At 54.2% G+C, this 19,369-nt stretch carries 16 protein-coding genes; 10 read left to right on the top strand and 6 right to left on the bottom strand.

The genetic code is table 11. The features are described from left to right. On the top strand, positions 1–1,110 hold the full coding sequence (locus AM379_RS16005; RefSeq protein ID WP_025204540.1) for a YcbX family protein: 1,110 nt from the start codon (positions 1–3) through the stop codon (positions 1,108–1,110). Here the strand turns inward: AM379_RS16005 and zapC are convergent. Both zapC and pyrD read right to left on the bottom strand, forming a co-directional pair. Continuing rightward, positions 1,107–1,649: a cell division protein ZapC gene (zapC, locus tag AM379_RS16000; protein ID WP_014169420.1), complete on the bottom strand. Its 543-nt coding sequence runs from the start codon at positions 1,647–1,649 to the stop codon at positions 1,107–1,109. The genes AM379_RS16005 and zapC overlap by 4 nt on opposite strands. A gap of 165 nt (positions 1,650–1,814) precedes the next feature. Then, positions 1,815–2,825 carry a quinone-dependent dihydroorotate dehydrogenase gene (gene pyrD, locus AM379_RS15995; protein WP_106503898.1) on the bottom strand — a complete coding sequence of 337 codons (1,011 nt, stop codon included), beginning with the start codon at positions 2,823–2,825 and terminating at the stop codon, positions 1,815–1,817. A gap of 249 nt (positions 2,826–3,074) precedes the next feature. Between pyrD and ssuE the strand changes: the two genes are divergently transcribed. From ssuE to ssuB, 5 genes are read left to right on the top strand one after another with little or no spacing between them, the layout of a single operon-like run. Then, on the top strand, positions 3,075–3,650 hold the full coding sequence (ssuE, locus tag AM379_RS15990) for an NADPH-dependent FMN reductase (RefSeq protein WP_106503897.1): 576 nt from the start codon (positions 3,075–3,077) through the stop codon (positions 3,648–3,650). Further along, the gene (locus tag AM379_RS15985; protein WP_106503896.1) at positions 3,643–4,605 is read left to right on the top strand and encodes a sulfonate ABC transporter substrate-binding protein; all 963 of its coding nucleotides are present in this window, start codon (positions 3,643–3,645) and stop codon (positions 4,603–4,605) included. The genes ssuE and AM379_RS15985 overlap by 8 nt, the downstream gene beginning before the upstream one ends. After that, the gene (gene ssuD / locus AM379_RS15980) at positions 4,602–5,747 is read left to right on the top strand and encodes an FMNH2-dependent alkanesulfonate monooxygenase (protein WP_014169416.1); all 1,146 of its coding nucleotides are present in this window, start codon (positions 4,602–4,604) and stop codon (positions 5,745–5,747) included. The genes AM379_RS15985 and ssuD overlap by 4 nt, the downstream gene beginning before the upstream one ends. A gap of 9 nt (positions 5,748–5,756) precedes the next feature. Next, on the top strand, positions 5,757–6,548 hold the full coding sequence (gene ssuC, locus AM379_RS15975) for an aliphatic sulfonate ABC transporter permease SsuC (RefSeq protein WP_044866350.1): 792 nt from the start codon (positions 5,757–5,759) through the stop codon (positions 6,546–6,548). Further along, positions 6,545–7,315, top strand: coding sequence for an aliphatic sulfonates ABC transporter ATP-binding protein (ssuB, locus tag AM379_RS15970; protein WP_106503895.1), 771 nt, complete (start codon positions 6,545–6,547; stop codon positions 7,313–7,315). The genes ssuC and ssuB overlap by 4 nt, the downstream gene beginning before the upstream one ends. A 43-nt stretch (positions 7,316–7,358) precedes the next feature. Here the strand turns inward: ssuB and pepN are convergent, their stop codons facing one another. Continuing rightward, the gene (gene pepN, locus AM379_RS15965; RefSeq protein ID WP_106503894.1) at positions 7,359–9,971 is read right to left on the bottom strand and encodes an aminopeptidase N; all 2,613 of its coding nucleotides are present in this window, start codon (positions 9,969–9,971) and stop codon (positions 7,359–7,361) included. A 255-nt stretch (positions 9,972–10,226) separates the two neighbouring features. On the opposite strand from pepN, the gene pncB reads away from it, so the two are divergent. The 4 genes from pncB to aspC all read left to right on the top strand — a co-directional run bounded on the left by pncB (position 10,227) and on the right by aspC (position 16,069). After that, positions 10,227–11,429, top strand: a complete 1,203-nt coding sequence (gene pncB / locus AM379_RS15960) for a nicotinate phosphoribosyltransferase (protein ID WP_025204545.1) — start codon at positions 10,227–10,229, stop codon at positions 11,427–11,429. A 169-nt stretch (positions 11,430–11,598) separates the two neighbouring features. Continuing rightward, positions 11,599–12,999 carry an asparagine--tRNA ligase gene (gene asnS, locus AM379_RS15955; protein ID WP_032677806.1) on the top strand — a complete coding sequence of 467 codons (1,401 nt, stop codon included), beginning with the start codon at positions 11,599–11,601 and terminating at the stop codon, positions 12,997–12,999. A 605-nt stretch (positions 13,000–13,604) separates the two neighbouring features. Next, positions 13,605–14,693, top strand: coding sequence for a porin (locus AM379_RS15950; protein ID WP_020884808.1), 1,089 nt, complete (start codon positions 13,605–13,607; stop codon positions 14,691–14,693). A gap of 185 nt (positions 14,694–14,878) precedes the next feature. Further along, a complete protein-coding gene (gene aspC, locus AM379_RS15940) occupies positions 14,879–16,069 on the top strand; it encodes an aspartate transaminase (RefSeq protein WP_020884809.1) in 1,191 nt (396 codons plus the stop codon). 50 nt (positions 16,070–16,119) lie between these two features. Here aspC and AM379_RS15935 read toward each other — a convergent pair whose 3' ends face one another. The 3 genes from AM379_RS15935 to ldtD all read right to left on the bottom strand — a co-directional run bounded on the left by AM379_RS15935 (position 16,120) and on the right by ldtD (position 19,339). Next, positions 16,120–16,767: an MBL fold metallo-hydrolase gene (locus AM379_RS15935; RefSeq protein ID WP_020884810.1), complete on the bottom strand. Its 648-nt coding sequence runs from the start codon at positions 16,765–16,767 to the stop codon at positions 16,120–16,122. A gap of 20 nt (positions 16,768–16,787) precedes the next feature. Beyond that, positions 16,788–17,339, bottom strand: coding sequence for a YcbK family protein (locus AM379_RS15930; RefSeq protein ID WP_014169403.1), 552 nt, complete (start codon positions 17,337–17,339; stop codon positions 16,788–16,790). Between the two features lie 176 nt (positions 17,340–17,515). Then, complete coding sequence (gene ldtD / locus AM379_RS15925; protein WP_032677805.1) at positions 17,516–19,339, bottom strand: L,D-transpeptidase; 1,824 nt, start codon at positions 19,337–19,339, stop codon at positions 17,516–17,518. Between the last annotated feature and the right edge of the window lie 30 nt (positions 19,340–19,369).

The raw sequence follows: 19,369 nt of genomic DNA, 5'->3' as shown, positions 1-19,369 counted from the left end.
GTGGCGACGTTATCCAGGCTTTTTATTCATCCGGTGAAATCCATGCGCGGGATCGGTGTTTCACACGCGCTGGCCGACATGAGCGGATTTGCCTTCGATCGTATCTTTATGGTCACCGAACCTGACGGTACGTTCATTACCGCACGCCAGTTCCCACAAATGGTTCGCTTTACCCCTTCCCCGCTTTATGACGGTTTGCATCTCACCGCGCCGGATGGCTCCAGCGTGGTGATCCGCTTTGCTGATTTTGCGCCTGTCGAAGCGCCAACGGAAGTGTGGGGCAATCATTTTACCGCGCGCATCGCCCCGGATGACATTAACCGCTGGCTGAGCGGCTTCTTCTCCCGGGATGTGCAGCTGCGCTGGGTCGGCCCGGCGCTGACGCGGCGCGTTAAGCGCCACGAGGCGGTCCCGCTCTCATTCGCGGACGGCTTCCCCTTCCTGTTGACTAACGACGCCTCCCTGCGCGACCTGCAGCGTCGCTGTAAAGCCAGCGTTCAGATGGAGCAGTTTCGTCCCAACCTGGTTGTTACAGGCGCTGACGCCTGGGAAGAGGATACCTGGAAAGTGATCCGTATCGGCAGCGTGGTATTTGATGTCGTGAAGCCCTGCAGCCGCTGTATCTTTACCACCGTCAGTCCCGAAAAAGGCCAGAAACACCCTTCCGGCGAGCCGTTAAAAACCCTGCAGTCATTCCGCACAGCGCAGGACAATGGCGATGTGGATTTCGGCCAGAACCTCATTCCGCGCTCAAGCGGCGTCATCCGCGTGGGTGACGAAGTCGAAATTCTCGCCCGTGGACCCGCAAGAGTGTATGGCGCAGGTCAGGAAGAAGAGTTCGTCGACGTTGAGACGCCAGCCAGCTCGCCCGTAGACATTCACTGGCAGGGCACCGTTATCCGCGGCAACAATCAGCAGGTTTTACTTGAACAGCTGGAACAAGCGGGGATCCGCGTACCTTACTCCTGCCGGGCAGGCATCTGTGGGTGCTGTCGAATCAAGCTGGTCGAAGGGGAAGTCAGCGCGCTGAAAAAATCCGCGATTGGTGATGATGGTACAATTCTGTGCTGCAGCTGTATTCCGAAAACGTCGGTACAGCTGGAAGCTTAAACGGCCTGCTCGAGGCTGAAAGCGTCTACGCGTTGCTGCGGTTTCAGCCTGTCATTCATTACCTTAATGGCATCCCCCAGTTGCATCGTCCGCCCGGCAATGGTCACACCGGGCTGGGCCAGCAGACAGAGCGCGGCATTTTCGCCAGGCTCAACCACCAGCAGGCTCACCTCTTCAGCGGTATCGCTCAGGTTTACGCTCGCCGCATCGCCGGTGGCGGGGGACCAGTTCATGCTGTGCGGTAAAAAATGCCAGCTTTTCGGCATTTGCGGTTTCAGGAATCGAATTGCCACTAACGCGTTTAATACCAGTTCGGCACGCTGCTCTTTAGAAAGCACCAGGTCGCGGCATTTTTCTTCAAAGGAGAAATAAAGCGCAGCGTCGTCAACACAAAAGCCTGACGGGGAGAAGGCGTCCGGGGTTAACATTCGGCGAGCAAAACGGGAACGAAACAACATACCATTGGCTAAATCGAGCATCATGCGGTCATGCTCGTCACAAAAATACCAGCGCCAGTTATCGTCAGGTTTAATTCGCATGTTTCTCTCCCGTCCCCAAACTTCCTGTACTAAAAATGTCCTGTTCGCCGCTTCGTTTATAACACCATTAATAAAAGACTATAATGACTAAATAAGCAACAATGACGGAATATAAAACAACCAGGGCTGGAAATAAAGCCCTGGTTGTCTGATAAAGAGAAAAGATTAGATATGAGTAACGATTTCTTTAATCAGCTGCGGTCCTTTAAAAATAAAACCGGAATAGATTTGCACCAGTGAGGCACCCGCCGCCATCTTCTCGCGAGCCGCAATCACGGAGTCGATACCACCGACGCCAATAATCGGCAGTCGTCCTTTTAATTCTGCTGACAGGGCACGAATAATTTCTGTGCTTTTTAATTGTACCGGACGTCCACTTAACCCACCCGCTTCGTCACAGTTTTTCATTCCCTGAACGAGCGAGCGATCGAGTGTGGTATTGGTCGCAATCACCCCGTCAATATTATGGCGAACTAAACTGTCGGCAACCTGGATCAATTCTTCAGCAGAAAGATCCGGTGCGATCTTAACCGCAACCGGAACATATTTATGGTGGATCGCCTGAAGCTCATTTTGTTTATTTTTAATGGCACCCAGAAGATCGTCCAGTGCTTCGCCATATTGTAAAGAGCGCAGACCTGGGGTATTTGGTGAGGAAATATTCACCGCAATATACCCCGCGTAGGCATAGACTTTTTCCATACAAATCAGATAGTCATCTTTACCCTGCTCTACCGGCGTGTCTTTATTTTTGCCAATATTGATGCCCAATACACCATCAAAATGGACTTTTTTTACGTTCTCAACAAGGTGATCAACGCCGAGGTTATTAAAGCCCATGCGGTTGATCAGCCCTTCGGCTTCGACCAGGCGGAACAGACGCGGCTTATCATTACCTGGCTGCGGACGCGGCGTGACGGTACCGATTTCGATGGAGCCAAAGCCCATCGCGCCTAGGGCATCAATGCACTCACCATTTTTATCCAGACCCGCCGCGAGACCCAGCGGATTTTTAAAGGTCAGGCCCATGCATTGCACAGGTTTTTCCGGCACGTTTTGACGCACCAGTGCGGCCAGCGGCGTTCCGGTAATACGACGTAACTGCTGGAATGTAAATTCATGAGCGCGCTCAGGATCGAGCTGGAAAAGGGCTTTACGAACGAAGGGGTAGTACATGAACTCTCCTGGATTCCCGGTGTGCAAACCGGGAGGGGATTATGTGCGATCCGGCCCGGAAAAGGAATTGACCTGTGGCAAAAAAAACACCGTTAGACGCAATCGTTTACCTCGCAGCCCCGTTCTTATGCGCTTTTTCGCATTTTAATTGCAGATAAATCATTTAGTGGAATAACCGGGCAGTGTCACACTCCTGAAAATTGTTATGAATGTTAGATAAAAGCAAACAATTAGTTATAAGGAGCATGCATGCGCGTCATAACCCTGGCCGGAAGTCCACGATTCCCCTCTCGCTCCAGCGCACTGCTGGAATATGCCCGTGAAAAGCTCAATGCTCTGGATGTGGAAGTATGCCACTGGAATCTGCATAACTTCGACCCCGAGGATCTGCTCTACGCCCGTTTTGACAGTCCGGCGCTGCAAACGCTGACTGAACAGCTTAAAGGGGCTGATGGCTTAATCGTGGCGACGCCTATCTATAAAGCTTCGTTTTCCGGGGCCCTGAAAACCCTGCTCGATCTGCTGCCTGAACGTGCGCTGGACGGCAAAGTGGTCCTGCCACTGGCAACGGGCGGCACGGTGGCCCATTTACTGGCGGTGGATTATGCCCTCAAGCCGGTACTCAATGCGCTAAAAGCGCAGGAGATCCTCCACGGCGTCTTTGCCGACGACTCGCAGGTTATCGATTATCAACACAAGCCTCACTTCACGCCGAATCTGCAAACCCGTCTCGACAGCGCCCTGGAAACCTTCTGGCATGCCCTGCACCGCAGAGATATCCACGCCCCGGCGTTTAAACAATCACAGGGAGTCGCTCATGTTTAAAAGATTAACCCGTCTCGGACTGGCTGGGCTTTTTGCGCTCACCTCGCTGGCCCACGCGGTAGAGACGGCGCCTGAGCATTTACGCATCGGCTATCAGAAAGGCAGCGTCAGTATGGTGCTGGCTAAAAGCCATCAGCTTCTGGAAAAACGCTTCCCGAAGACCACATTCTCCTGGATTGAGTTCCCTGCTGGCCCGCAAATGCTGGAAGCCCTGAATGTCGGAAGCATCGACCTCGGCAGCACCGGGGATATTCCGCCAATATTCGCGCAGGCGGCGGGGGCCGACCTGGTTTATGTCGGCGTTGAGCCGGCCAAGCCGAAGGCTGAGGTCATTCTGGTCCCTGAAAATAGCACCATTAAGACGGTCGCCGATCTCAAAGGCCACAAGGTTGCATTCCAGAAAGGCTCCAGCTCGCATAACCTGCTGCTGCGGGCCCTGCAGGAGGCGGGGCTTAAATTCACCGACATTCAACCCGTTTATTTGACGCCGGCTGATGCTCGCGCCGCTTTCCAGCAGGGCAATGTCGACGCATGGGCTATCTGGGATCCCTACTACTCCGCAGCTTTACTGCAGGGCGGCGTGCGGGTATTAAAAGATGGCACCACGCTGAAACAAACCGGCTCGTTCTACCTCGCCGCGCGCCCGTATGCGGAAAAGAATGGCGCTTTTATTCAGGATGTTCTCAACACCTTTACTCAGGCGGATGCGCTAACGCAAAGCCAACGTCAGGAGAGCATTACCCTGCTGGCGAAAACCATGGGCTTACCTGAGCCGGTGATCGCGAGCTATCTCGATCACCGTCCACAGACCACCATTACCCCGGTGGACGCACACGTCGCTGCGCTGCAGCAGCAAACCGCAGATCTCTTCTATCAAAATCGCCTTGTTCCAAAACAGGTGAATATTCGCGAACGCATCTGGCAACCCGCAGGCAAAGAAGGAACCAAATCATGAGTCTGAATCTTTTCTGGTTTTTACCCACCCACGGTGATGGACACTATCTTGGCACAGAAGAGGGTTCACGCCCGGTTGACCACGGCTATCTGCAGCAGATTGCGCAGGCAGCTGACCGAATCGGTTTTACCGGCGTACTGATCCCCACCGGACGCTCGTGCGAGGATGCGTGGCTGGTAGCCGCATCGATGATCCCCGTGACCCAACGCCTGAAGTTCCTCGTGGCACTGCGCCCGAGCGTGGTCTCCCCGACCGTCGCGGCGCGCCAGGCGGCAACGCTCGACCGGCTCTCTAACGGCCGGGCCCTGTTTAACCTGGTCACCGGAAGCGATCCGCAGGAGCTGGCGGGTGACGGCGTGTTCCTCGATCACACCGAACGCTATGAAGCGTCCGCCGAGTTCACCCGCGTCTGGCGACGTCTGCTGGAGGGGGAAACCGTCACCTTCGAAGGTAAACATATTCACGTTCGCGACGCCAGGCTCTACTTCCCGCCGGTGCAGCAGCCGCGCCCTCCTCTTTACTTCGGCGGCTCATCAGATGTGGCGCAGGATCTGGCGGCTGAACAGGTTGATCTCTACCTCACCTGGGGTGAGCCGCCCGAGCTGGTCAAAGAGAAAATTGCCCAGGTGCGCGCCAAAGCGGCAGCGCATGGTCGCAAGGTGCGCTTTGGTATTCGCCTGCATGTGATTGTGCGTGAAACCAATGAAGAAGCCTGGCAGGCGGCCGACCGGCTGATCGCGCATCTGGATGATGAGACTATCGCTAAAGCTCAGGCGGCGTTTGCGAAAACCGACTCCGTCGGCCAGCACAGAATGGCGTCATTGCACAACGGTAAGCGCGAGAATCTGGAGATCAGCCCGAACCTGTGGGCGGGCGTCGGCCTGGTGCGCGGCGGTGCGGGTACCGCGCTGGTCGGCGACGGTCCAACGGTGGCTGCGCGGATCAATGAATACGCGGACCTGGGTATCGACAGTTTTATCCTCTCCGGTTATCCGCACCTGGAAGAGGCCTACAAAGTGGGCGAGCTGTTATTCCCGCATCTGGATGTCGCCATCCCGGACGTACCGCAGCCCCGCCAGCTCCAGCTTCAGGGCGAAGCCGTGGCTAACGAGTTTATCCCGCGAAGAGCCGCACAAAGCTAAGGAGTTGCCATGTCTGCCCCCTCACAAAAATGGTTGCTACGTGCCGCCCCATGGTTTTTACCCGTTGGCATTGTGCTTGTCTGGCAACTCGCGTCTTCTGCCGGCTGGCTGTCGAGCCGTATTCTGCCCTCTCCGGAGGGCGTAATAGAGGCATTCTGGTCGCTGAGCGTCAGCGGCGAACTCTGGCAGCATTTGGCCATCAGCTCATGGCGCGCGGTAATTGGTTTTTCGATTGGCGGAAGCATCGGCCTGGTACTGGGTCTGATCAGCGGGCTTTCTCGCTGGGGCGAGCGGCTGCTCGATACCTCCATTCAGATGCTGCGTAATGTGCCGCATCTGGCGCTGATCCCGCTGGTCATTTTATGGTTTGGTATTGATGAGAGCGCCAAAATTTTTCTCGTCGCGCTGGGTACGCTGTTCCCGATTTACATTAATACCTGGCATGGGATCCGCAACATCGATCGCGGACTGGTCGAAATGGCACGCAGTTACGGCCTGTCCGGTTTTGCCCTCTTTATGCATGTGATCCTGCCGGGCGCCCTGCCCTCCATAATGGTCGGCGTGCGCTTTGCGCTCGGCCTGATGTGGCTGACGCTGATTGTGGCAGAGACCATCTCTGCAAACTCAGGGATTGGCTATCTGGCGATGAACGCCCGCGAATTCCTGCAAACGGACGTGGTGGTGGTGGCCATTATCCTCTATGCCCTGCTCGGCAAACTTGCCGACGTCAGCGCCCAGTGGCTGGAACGCAGCTGGCTGCGCTGGAATCCAGCCTATATTTCACAGGAGGCTAAAGCATGAATACTGCCCGACTGACTCAGGGTACACCGCTGCTCCTTAACGGTGTCACGAAGCGCTATGGCGAAAACGCGATTCTCAACGCGCTGGATCTGCATATTCCTGCCGGACAATTTGTCGCCATTGTGGGCCGCAGTGGCGGCGGCAAGAGTACGCTGTTACGCCTTTTAGCCGGGCTAGAATCCCCCAACGGCGGCGAAATTCTGGCAGGCGCGACACCGCTGGCCACTATTCAGGATGATACCCGCATGATGTTTCAGGACGCGCGCCTGCTGCCCTGGAAAACGGTGATTGATAATGTCGGACTGGGCCTCAACGGCAACTGGCGGGATGAAGCCCGCCAGGCGCTAGCCGCCGTAGGGCTGGAAAACCGTGCGGGTGAATGGCCTGCGGCGCTCTCCGGCGGGCAGAAGCAGCGCGTGGCGCTGGCGCGAGCGCTGATACATCGTCCGGGCTTGCTGCTGCTGGATGAGCCACTCGGCGCGCTCGACGCCCTGACGCGAATCGAAATGCAGGACCTGATTGCCGCACTCTGGCAAAAGCATGGCTTTACGGTACTTCTGGTGACGCACGATGTGAGCGAAGCCGTCGCGATGGCAGACCGCGTGCTGCTAATAGAAGAAGGGAAAATCGGTCTTGATGTCACGGTCGATATTGCGCGTCCGCGCCGCGTAGGGTCGGTAAGACTGGCAGAGCTGGAGGCGGAAGTGCTGAATCGGGTGATGAAGCGCGGGGTCAGCGAGCGAGCGTTAATGACGGCTCACGGCTGACATCCTCCCTCTCCCACCGGGAGAGGGAGGATGGGTCTTTCGATCAGGCCAGTGCCTTAGCGATCTTCTCGTACAGATCGCCAGACAGGTTTTCCAGCCCTTTCAGCTGCTCAAGCGCAGCACGCATTTTCGCCTGGCGCTGTGCATCATAGCGTTTCAGACGGATCAGCGGCTCAATCAGGCGTGACGCCACCTGTGGGTTACGGCTGTTCAGCTCGGTCAACATTTCCACCATAAACTGATAACCGCTGCCATCTTCCGCATGGAACGCCGCCGGGTTGCTGCTGGCAAACGCGCCAATCAGGGAACGCACGCGGTTTGGGTTGCTCATGGTGAAGGAGCGATGCTTCAGCAGACTGCGTACATTGCTGAGGGCATCGGCCGCCGGGCTGGTGGCCTGCAGGATGAACCACTTGTCCATCACCAGACCATCCTGATGCCACTTGTCATCGTACTCCTGCATTAGCGCATCACGGCACGGCAGTTCGGCGGCAACACTTGCAGCCAGGGCTGCCAGCGCGTCGGTCATGTTGTCAGCTTCGTGATACTGCTTGCTCACCAGCGTGTTTGCCAGCTCGCGCTCACCGAAGGCCAGATAACGCAGGCAGGTGTTACGCAGGGAACGTTTACCGATGTCAGCATGTTCCACACGATAAGCGTCAAGCTTATTAGCGTTGTAGATTGCGAGGAATTCGTCTGCAAGCTCGTTCGCCAGCGTACGGGTCAGCGCTTCACGCACCGCCACAATGGCAATCGGATCGATGATGTCGAACAGTTCGGCGATTTCGCCTGCGGATGGCAACGTCAGAATTTCAGCCGCCAGCGCCGGGTCAATCTTCTCATCCAGCAGGACTGCGCGGAATGCGTCCGCAACGTGAACCGGCAGCGACAGCGGCTGGCCCTGCTGATGACGATTAACGTTCAGCTTGATGTAGGTCGCCAGCAGGCTTTGCGCCGCATCCCAGCGTGAGAAGTCATTGCGCGCATGGCGCATCAGGAACGTCAGTTGCTGGTCGCTCCACTTATATTCCAGTTTCACGGGCGCAGAGAATTCACACAGCAGCGCGGGAACCGGCTGGAAATAGACGTTATCAAAGATAAAGGTCTGTTCCGCCTGGGTCACGTTCAGGACGTGGTGGACCGGATGACCGCCCTTCTGCAGCGGGATCACGTTACCCTCGTTGTCATACAGTTCAATACTGAAAGGAATGTGCAGCGGGTGTTTTTCTTCCTGCTCTGCCGTTGGCGGCGTGCGCTGGCTGATGGTCAGGGTGTACTGCTCGGTTTCCGGATTGTAGTCGTCTTTGACGGTGACAATCGGCGTCCCGGCCTGGCTGTACCAGCGGCGGAAATGGGAAAGATCGACATTAGACGCATCCTCCATCGCCTGCACAAAATCGTCGCAGGTGGCTGCGCTGCCGTCATGACGCTCGAAGTAGAGCTGCATCCCTTTCTGGAAGTTCTCTTCACCCAGCAGGGTATGGATCATGCGGATAATTTCCGCCCCTTTTTCGTACACCGTCAGGGTGTAGAAGTTATTCATCTCGATGACTTTATCGGGACGGATAGGGTGTGCCATTGGGCTGGCATCTTCCGCAAACTGCAGGCCACGCATGGTGCGCACGTTGTTAATGCGGTTCACCGCACGGGAACCCAGATCGGAACTGAACTCCTGGTCACGGAAGACGGTCAGGCCCTCTTTCAGGCTCAGTTGGAACCAGTCACGGCAGGTGACGCGGTTTCCGGTCCAGTTATGGAAATACTCGTGTCCGATGACGCGTTCAATATCCAGGTAATCTTTATCGGTCGCGGTATCGGTACGTGCCAGCACGTATTTGGAGTTAAAGACGTTAAGACCTTTATTCTCCATCGCGCCCATGTTGAAGAAGTCGACAGCAACGATCATATAGATGTCGAGGTCATACTCGAGGCCAAAGCGCTCTTCATCCCACTTCATGGAGTTGATAAGCGAGGTCATCGCCCATGGCGCGCGGTCCAGGTTGCCGCGGTCGACGAACAACTCCAGCGCGACGTCGCGGCCTGAACGGGTTTTGAACGTATCACGCAGCACGTCGAAATCACCCGCCACCAGCGCAAACAGGTAACACGGTTTCGGGAACGGATCCTGCCACTGTACCCAGTGGCGACCGTTTTCCAGCTCGCCTTCACCTACGCGGTTGCCGTTGGAAAGCAGGAACGGATAGAGGGTTTTATCGGCGATGATTTTCGTTGTAAAGCGTGCCAGCACGTCCGGGCGGTCAAGATACCAGGTAATGTGGCGGAAACCTTCGGCCTCACACTGGGTGCACAGGGCCACGCCAGACTGGTAAAGCCCTTCCAGCGCCGTGTTGGCAGCCGGGCTGATTTCATTCACGATGCGCAGCGTAAAGCGTTCCGGCAGGTTGTCGATAACCAGCTGGTTGCCTTCTATTTTATAGTCAGACCATGCTTGCTCATTGATCTGCACGGAGACCAGCGTCAGGTCTTCACCATCCAGACGCAGCGGCACAGCCGTCGCGCTCTGGCGCGTGAGCTGGCTTACCGCCGTGACAACGGTTTTAGTGGCATCCAGGTCAAAAGTCAGATCGATATCGCTAATCAGGTAATCCGGCGCACGGTAGTCGTGGCGGTATTTGGCTTGTGGCTGTTGTGTCATAGAAAACCTTATGCATCGTTTGTCGAATAACGAATCCAGTCTATTCCTGTTGTGTAAAACGCGCTATGCAGAATGTTCATCTTTTCAGGTACAAACACCTTTTTCGCTACATTTGTATAACACGGGGCACAAAATGCCCTCGACCATAAAGAGCGCTTATGTTGTGATCGGGGTTCAATAAATCACTAAACAAGGTATACTCCGGAGTTGTTTATTGTACTAAACGCTCCTGTGAGAGGATGCTACTGCGCACCTATGACTCAATTCGCTTCTCCTGTTCTGCATACATTGCTGGATACCGACGCGTATAAACTGCATATGCAGCAAGCCGTTTTCCACCATTACTATGACGTCCATGTCGCGGCGGAATTCCGCTGCCGTGGTGACGACTTGCTCGGTATCTACGCAGACTCCATTCGTGAACAGGTCGATGCTATGCAGCATCTGACGCTGCAGGACGACGAATATCAGTGGCTCTCTGGCCTGCCCTTCTTTAAAGCTGACTACCTGAACTGGCTGCGCGACTTCCGCTATAAGCCGGAGCAGGTGACCGTGGTCAATGATAACGGCAAGCTGGATATTCGTCTTGAAGGCCCGTGGCGTGAAGTGATCATGTGGGAAGTTCCGCTTCTCGCGGTGATCAGTGAACTGGCCCACCGCTACCGTTCCCCGGAAACCGGCGTTGAGCAGGCAGTCGCGTCGCTGGAAAATAAACTGGCCGCATTCTCAACGCTGACCGAAGGGCTCGATATGTCCCGCTTCCGCCTGATGGATTTTGGCACGCGTCGCCGTTTCTCTCGCGAAGTGCAGCAGGCTATTGTGAAGCGTCTGCAGCAGGAGCCGTGGTTCGTGGGCACCAGCAACTACGATCTGGCACGTCGTCTGGATCTGACCCCAATGGGTACCCAGGCGCATGAGTGGTTCCAGGCGCATCAGCAGATAAGCCCGGACCTGGCAAACAGCCAGCGTGCCGCACTGGCCGCGTGGCTGGAAGAATATCCCAATCAACTGGGCATCGCGCTTACCGACTGTATTACGATGGACGCGTTCCTGCGTGATTTTGGCCCTGAATTTGCCGAACGTTATCAGGGATTACGCCATGATTCCGGGGATCCGGTTGAATGGGGTGAAAAGGCCATTGCCCATTACGAAAAACTGGGCATTGACCCGATGAGCAAGGTGCTGGTCTTCTCCGATAACCTCGATCTGGCGAAAGCGGTCGATCTCTATCGTCATTTCACCTCCAGAATTAACCTGAGCTTTGGGATTGGCACCCGCCTGACCTGCGACATCCCTCAGGTAAAACCTCTGAACATCGTGATAAAACTGGTGGAATGTAACGGTAAGCCGGTAGCTAAGCTCTCCGATAGCCCCGGTAAAACCATCTGCCATGACAAAGCCTTTGTGCGCGCATTACGCAAAGCATTCGATCTGCCGCAGATCAAAAAAGCCAGTTAACTGCTTTCGGGAGCCTTTCAGGCTCCCCTCTCCTCAATTTATTTCTTAATTCTTCTCTTTTGACTGCGAAATCTGCTTGTCTGATGGCGGATGCCAGGTAACATAGATATCCCCCCCAGTAAGGGTGGACAAGTGTTTATTTTTTCCGACTATTAACAGAGAGAATATTATGAGCGTTGTGCCTGTAGCCGACGTACTCCAGGGCCGTGTCGCCGTTGACCAAGAAGTCACCGTGCGCGGATGGGTGCGTACTCGCCGAGATTCTAAAGCTGGCATCTCCTTCCTTGCCGTCTATGACGGTTCCTGCTTTGATCCTGTACAGGCCGTCATTAATAATTCTCTGCCCAATTACAATGATGACGTTCTGCGCCTGACAACGGGTTGTTCCGTTATCGTAACCGGTGTTGTTGTGGCATCACCTGGTCAGGGTCAGAGTTTCGAAATTCAGGCCTCAGCCATTGAAGTCACTGGCTGGGTTGAAGATCCCGACACCTACCCAATGGCGGCAAAACGTCACAGCATCGAATACCTGCGTGAAGTGGCGCACCTGCGTCCACGCACCAACCTGATTGGTGCGGTTGCCCGTGTGCGTCATACGCTGGCGCAGGCGCTGCATCGTTTCTTCGACGAGCAGGGTTATTTCTGGGTGTCTACCCCACTGATCACCGCGTCCGATACGGAAGGCGCGGGTGAAATGTTCCGCGTCTCTACGCTGGACATGGAAAACCTGCCGCGTACGCCAGAAGGTAAAGTGGACTATGACAAAGACTTCTTCGGTAAAGAGGCTTTCCTGACGGTTTCTGGTCAGCTCAACGGTGAAACTTATGCCTGCGCGCTGTCCAAAATCTACACCTTTGGTCCAACCTTCCGTGCAGAAAACTCCAACACCAGCCGTCACCTGGCGGAATTCTGGATGCTGGAGCCTGAAGTGGCGTTCGCAGATCTGGATGATGTCGCGGGTCTGGCAGAAGCGATGCTGAAATATGTCTTCAAAGCGGTGCTGGAAGAGCGTCCTGATGACATGAAATTCTTCGCAGAGCGCGTCGACAGCGATGCAGTCGCACGTCTGGAACGTTTTGTCTCAGCAGATTTCGCGCAGGTGGACTACACCGACGCGGTGGCCATCCTCGAGAAATGCGGTGAGAAGTTTGAGAACCCGGTTTACTGGGGCGTTGACCTGGCGTCTGAGCACGAGCGTTACCTGGCTGAGAAGCACTTCAAAGCACCGGTTGTGGTGAAAAACTACCCGAAAGACATTAAGGCCTTCTATATGCGCCTTAACGAAGACGGTAAAACCGTTGCGGCGATGGACGTCCTGGCGCCGGGCATTGGTGAAATCATCGGTGGTTCTCAGCGTGAAGAGCGTCTTGACGTACTGGACGCACGCATGGAAGAGATGGGCCTTAATCCTGCGGATTACAGCTGGTATCGCGATTTACGCCGTTACGGTACCGTCCCGCATGCCGGTTTTGGTCTGGGCTTTGAGCGTCTGATCGCCTATGTCACCGGTGTTCAGAACGTCCGTGACGTTATTCCATTCCCACGCACACCGCGTAACGCCAGTTTCTAATCGACTGAATAACAAATGGCCAGCAATTGCTGGCCATTATTTTATTCTGCATTGTCAGTTTTCGTCAGCGCAAAGTCAGCATTTTTAAACCACAACCCCGTTACAACCACTACCTGTTACGTTTTGTTTCCACGAAACATCTGCGCACAAAAAATAAACCCTATTCTTATTGCGCTTATTGCAATCTGAAGCAATAGCACAAAATTCAACCAGTTTTACAGCCATCCAGAAGTCTTTTTCGGGTCATAAGAAAAAATGAGCCGTTTGGCTTCTGTTTATACGAATTGCCTTTATCTAAATTAATTATAAGCTTTTCATATAGATATCAAAGTATCTGCCGTTTAATTCGCCAGTGGACACTGAAATTTGAGGTGGTTCACAAAGTTCCGAAAAATACACATTTAGTTACACATGATTTCTTTTTGTAACTTAATCTTGAGAATTGTAGCACTTTCAGGCTAGCGAAACGGTTCTATGAATGGAAAGATGCCTGTCAGATACATAAAGACACCTAACTCTCATCAATAGTTCCGGAAATATTTATTGACAGAATTTATTGACGGCAGTGGCGAGTGTCATAAAAAAACCAATGAGGGTAATAAATAATGATGAAGCGCAATATTCTGGCAGTGGTAATCCCTGCCCTGCTGGTAGCCGGTGCAGCTAACGCTGCAGAAATCTATAACAAAAGCGGCAACAAACTGGATCTGTACGGGAAAGTGGTTGGTGAGCACGACTTCGTTACCTCTGGTGACAACACTGACAGCAACGACGCTACCTATGCTCAGATCGGTTTCAAAGGCGAGACTCAAATTAACGACCAACTGACTGGTTTCGGTCAGTGGGAATACCGTGCTCTGGCAAGCCAGGCAGAAAGCAACCAGACTCAGCGTACCCGTCTGGCATTCGCCGGTCTGAAAGCGGGTGATGCAGGTTCCATCGACTACGGCCGTAACTACGGTATCGTATACGACGTAGAATCTTACACCGATATGGCGCCATCTTTCTCAGGTATGACCTGGGCAAACTACTCTGACAACTTCATGACTGGCCGTAACTCTGGTCTCCTGACTTACCGCAACTCTGACTTCTTCGGTCTGGTTGATGGTCTGAGCCTGGGCCTGCAGTATCAGGGCAAAAACGAGCGTACTGACGTGAGAACCGCTAACGGTGACGGTTTCGGTACCTCTGTAGGTTATGAGTTCGGTGAAGGTTTCGGCCTGATCGGCGCATACAGCAACTCTGACCGTACTGACGGGCAATCCGCAGACGGCAAAGGCGAGAAAGCGGAAGCATGGGCTGTTGGTGCTAAATACGATGCGAACAACATCTACCTGGCAACCACCTATGCTGAAACGCGTAACATGACCCGTGAAGACGACGGTTCTTTCGCAAACAAAACGCAGAACTTCGAAGTTATCGCTCAGTACCAGTTCGACTTCGGTCTGCGCCCATCCGTGTCCTACGTGCAGTCTAAAGGTAAAAACCTTGCACAACGTGGCACCTTCGCTGGCGGCGATGCTGACCTGCAGAAATTCGTTGAACTGGGTGCAACTTACTACTTCAACAAAAACTTCAACATCTATGTTGATTACCAGCTGAACCTGATCGACGACACCGACTACTCTCGTAGCGTGGGTATCGTGAACGGTAAAGACGACCAGGTTGCAATGGCTGTGACCTACCAGTTCTAATCAGTACACCACGTTGTTATATGCTTAATGAACAGGGCTTCGGCCCTGTTTTTTTTATGTCTGATAGCAAAAAATGGCGACTTTTGAAAAGCCGCACGCTTTTTGTCGCAAACGGTTGGCATTTTGTAAATCTACCGTTAACCTGATAGCGGATTTCACTTCTGTAATCACAATGGAACTTCGTCATGTTTGAGAACATTACCGCCGCTCCTGCCGACCCTATTCTGGGCCTGGCCGATCTGTTTCGTGCCGACGACCGCCCTGGTAAAATCAACCTGGGTATTGGTGTATATAAAGATGAAACCGGCAAAACCCCGGTGCTGACCAGCGTTAAAAAAGCTGAGCAGTATCTGCTGGAAAATGAAACCACCAAAAATTACCTCGGTATTGATGGTATCCCTGAATTTGGTCGTTGCACTCAGGAACTGCTGTTCGGCAAAGGCAGTGCAATTGTGAGCGACAAGCGTGCGCGTACAGCACAGACCCCTGGCGGTACCGGCGCGCTGCGCGTCGCGGCGGATTTCCTTGCGAAAAACACCTCTGTTAAGCGTGTCTGGGTGAGCAACCCAAGCTGGCCAAACCACAAGAGCGTATTCAACTCTGCAGGCCTGGAAGTCCGCGAATATGCTTACTACGACGCGGCTAACCACTCTCTGGACTTCGACGGTCTGCTGGCCAGCCTGAACGAGGCTCAGGCGGGTGATGTGGTGCTGTTCCACGGCTGCTGCCACAACCCAACCGGTATTGATCCAACGCTGGAACAGTGGGAACAGCTGGCGAAGCTCTCCGTAGAAAAAGGCTGGCTGCCGCTGTTTGACTTTGCATACCAGGGCTTCGCCCGTGGTCTGGAAGAAGATGCGGAAGGCCTGCGCGCTTTTGCTGCCGTACATCAGGAACTGATCGTGGCAAGCTCTTACTCCAAGAACTTCGGTCTGTACAATGAGCGTGTCGGTGCCTGTACGCTGGTTGCGGCGAACACTGAAACCGTTGATCGTGCATTCAGCCAGATGAAATCCGTGATCCGCGCTAACTACTCTAACCCGCCTGCACACGGTGCCTCTGTCGTTGCGACTATCCTGAGCAACGATGCACTGCGCGCTATCTGGGAACAAGAGCTGAACGATATGCGTCAGCGTATTCAGCGCATGCGTCTGCTGTTTGTGAACACCCTTGCGGAGAAAGGCGCTGACCGTGACTTCAGCTTTATTATTAAGCAGAACGGTATGTTCTCTTTCAGCGGCCTGACCAAAGAACAGGTTCTGCGTCTGCGTGAAGAGTTTGGCGTCTACGCCGTGGCGTCTGGCCGCGTCAACGTTGCAGGCATGACCCCAGACAATATGGCGCCGCTGTGCGAAGCCATCGTCGCCGTGCTGTAAATTGCACCCATAAAAAAAGCCTGCGTAATGCAGGCTTTTTTTTATTCTGGTTACCAGACAGGCATTTCGTCCTGAAGGAACGGGTTATGGAGTCGTTCATAACCCAGCGTCGACATCGGACCGTGTCCAGGGATAAACGTCACATCATCGCCCAGCGGCAACAACTTCTGTTTAATCGACTGAATCAGCTGTCCGTGGTCGCCACGTGGAAAATCGCTGCGTCCTACGCCACCTTTGAAAATCACATCGCCGGAAATCAGCAGACGGGACTGGTCATCAAAGAAGACAATATGGCCTGGCGTATGCCCAGGACAATGCAACACCTGCAAAGTCACATTCCCTACGTTAACGCGCTCTCCTTCATTTAGCCAGCGATCGGGCGTCAGGGGCAGACACTCATCAAGGCCAAACATGCGGCTCTGGGCTGGTAAACCCTGCAGCCAGAACTCATCTTCTTTTTCCGGACCGATCACAGGCACACCGAAGTGCTGTGCCAGCTCCGCCGCCGCACCAACATGATCAAGATGACCATGCGTCAGTAAAATCTGCATCAGCGTGACACCGCTATCAGCGACTTCCTGCTTGATTTTCTCAGCGTCACCGCCGGGATCGACAAGCGCGGCCAGTTTGGTTTGCTCACACCAGATTAATGAACAATTCTGGGAGAATGCAGTAACCGGAATAATACGATAGTTCATACTGCTCCTGTGTTTCGTTATTACCAGTGCCGGACCGGACCGGTATCAATATGCACAAAGTTGCTACTTGGGTAATATCCTACACCACCTGCGCGCATAGATAACGCAGCTTTGCGAATATTGGCTAACGAAACGCCTTCAATATGGAAATCCATTGCCTGTCCCTTCGTGTGATAGCTTTTTTTCGCTACCCCACGGCTATGGGCGCGCAGTTCATTATTGGTATCAACAGAGCGATAACCAGAAATAAGCTGCACTGGCTTGCTGGTACCCAGCAGGCCCTGAAGGCGGAATAACTGATCAAACAGTCCTGGGTCGATGGCTTTTATTTTATTCGCGCGGAAATCACGGAAAAAATGGTTAAGTCTTGCTAATTCATCCTGAATATAGCCTCTGCCATCGAAGAACTCCGCTTTTAACGACTCACCGGTGTGGAGATTGTTGAGCGTTAAAACTCGCGGACGAGGTGTCGAGAGGGTGGCAAATGCTGGCGTCGGCAAGATGGCCGCTGCGCCGAGCGCAACACCACCTAACGCCAGCAGTTTGCGGCGATTAGCGTCAAATTTGTCCATGATAATCAGGTCTACAGGTCAATGTTTATCGTAAATATGCTTAGCGCACGAAGGGCACCTTAACTGGCAAAGCCGACTACGTCAAGGCACCCAACCCCAGTAAATACGCGGCCTCCAGCCATATAGCCCCGTATTCACCATTACTTACGACAACCTATTTTCCCGAACTGCTTCATTTACCTGATTAATTGTTCAGCTTTTGGCAAAATTTGTGCGCCGGATCGCGCCGTGAGATCATAATTGTAAATATCTGTACGATACTGCGTCCGCCCGTCCTCACCCACAAACGCCGTCAGATAATAAAGATTGACCGGAATATTATGACGAATATTAACGTAACGCGTATCCCCCTGCTTCAGGGCGTCAGAGATGCGCGTATCGTTCCAGCCTGCATCCTGCAACAGCATATTAGCCAGCTCCGAGGCTTTATTGACACGCACACAGCCTGAACTCAGCGCGCGGGTGTCTTTCTGGAACAGATTGTGGTTCGGCGTATCGTGCAGATAGATAGCATCTGAACTCGGCATATTGAATTTGTAGCGTCCGAGCGAGTTATGCGCACCGGGTGCCTGCTGGAACCGGAATGGCAGATTAGACGCGGTAATGGTTGACCAGTCGACCATATAGGGGTCTATCGCCTCTTTGCTGTTCCAGCCGCGCATCACCGTATAGCCATGGCGTTCCAGGTAACCCGGATCGTTCCAGATCTTGGGCAGAATGTCTTTACGTGCCAGCGTCGGCGGTACGTTCCACGGCGGGTTAACCACCACGTTGTTCAGGGCACTGCTCATCATCGGCGTTTTGCGATCGGGACGTCCCACAATCACGCGTGACGCCAGCACTTCACTGCCGTTCTGGTAATAGACCAGCGAATACGCCGGAATATTCACCATGATGCCGGTAGAGAGGGTCCCTGGCAGCAAGCGTAAACGCTGGATATTGAGCGCCAGCACCCCTGCACGCTGCGCAGGTGAGACGTTCAGCCAGTCGCGCGTTGACTGGCCAATCACGCCATCAGCACCCAGCCCCTGAGCAGCCTGAAACTGCTTAACCGCTGCAACCAGCTCCCGATCGTAGGCCGCGGGCTTATCACTCAGAACGGCGGCTTTTTTCTCTTTCACCGGGGCTGACGGGCTGACAACGACGCTTTGCGCATCGTCACCCGGCAGGGCAATTTTAGGCCCGCTATCAAGAATACCGGAGCGTTTGAGGATCTCACGCAGGGCAGGCACATCGCTGCTCCACTGTCCAGGACGCAGCGTCGCGGTACCACGCATCTGCGGCCACGGACGTGAATCCCCGACCAGTTCCAGAAGCGACTGATGCATGGTCGCGTATTGCGGATGTGCCGGCGCGAGGCTCGCAATAAAGCGCGGCAGATCGCCACTATCCAGCGCCAGTTGCCACTGGTTAATTACCGACAGTGCCGGAGTCGCCAGCTTGTAAGGCTTATCGCTGTACAACCAACGGTTACCATTGACCGGAATACCGGCCACAAACTGGAGATACCCCATCATGGCATCGGAAAGCACCACGTCCCGCGCCTGCCCGGTGACAGCAGGATCGGTTAAGAGCTCAACCCATTTTGTGAACTGCGGCTGGAACCCTGCAATGGCGACTTCTGCCAGCTGTTGCTGGAAGGCGCGCACCGCATCGCGGTTTTCCCACATGGGTTTCATGTCACGCGCCGCATAGAGCAGCGTGAGCTGACTGGTATAGACAGGCGTGTAGCCTGCTGGCAGCCCAGACAGCAGCTGCTGGCGAAGCGATTCCGCGTCGATGCCTTCTGGCAACGGTTTAATACCGGCCATGATGGCCGTCGCAGGAGACTGCTCCAGCGGTTGAGACAGCGACGTTGGCTGTGTGCCAGTCGTTGCTGTGCTGTCAGTCGGCACAATTTCAGGCTCGTCGGCCTGAGCGGTTAACAGTGGAGCAAACGTCACTGCCAGGCATAAACTTAGCGCAGACAGCTGACGACCACATTTTTTCTTTAGCAACATCCCTTGCCCCCTGTTTTCACGACATGCCCA

It is taken from the genome of Enterobacter cloacae complex sp. FDA-CDC-AR_0132 (assembly GCF_003010695.1).
GTDB classification, from domain to species: Bacteria; Pseudomonadota; Gammaproteobacteria; order Enterobacterales; family Enterobacteriaceae; genus Enterobacter; species Enterobacter ludwigii.
This window is presented reverse-complemented; position numbering and strand designations above follow the sequence as displayed.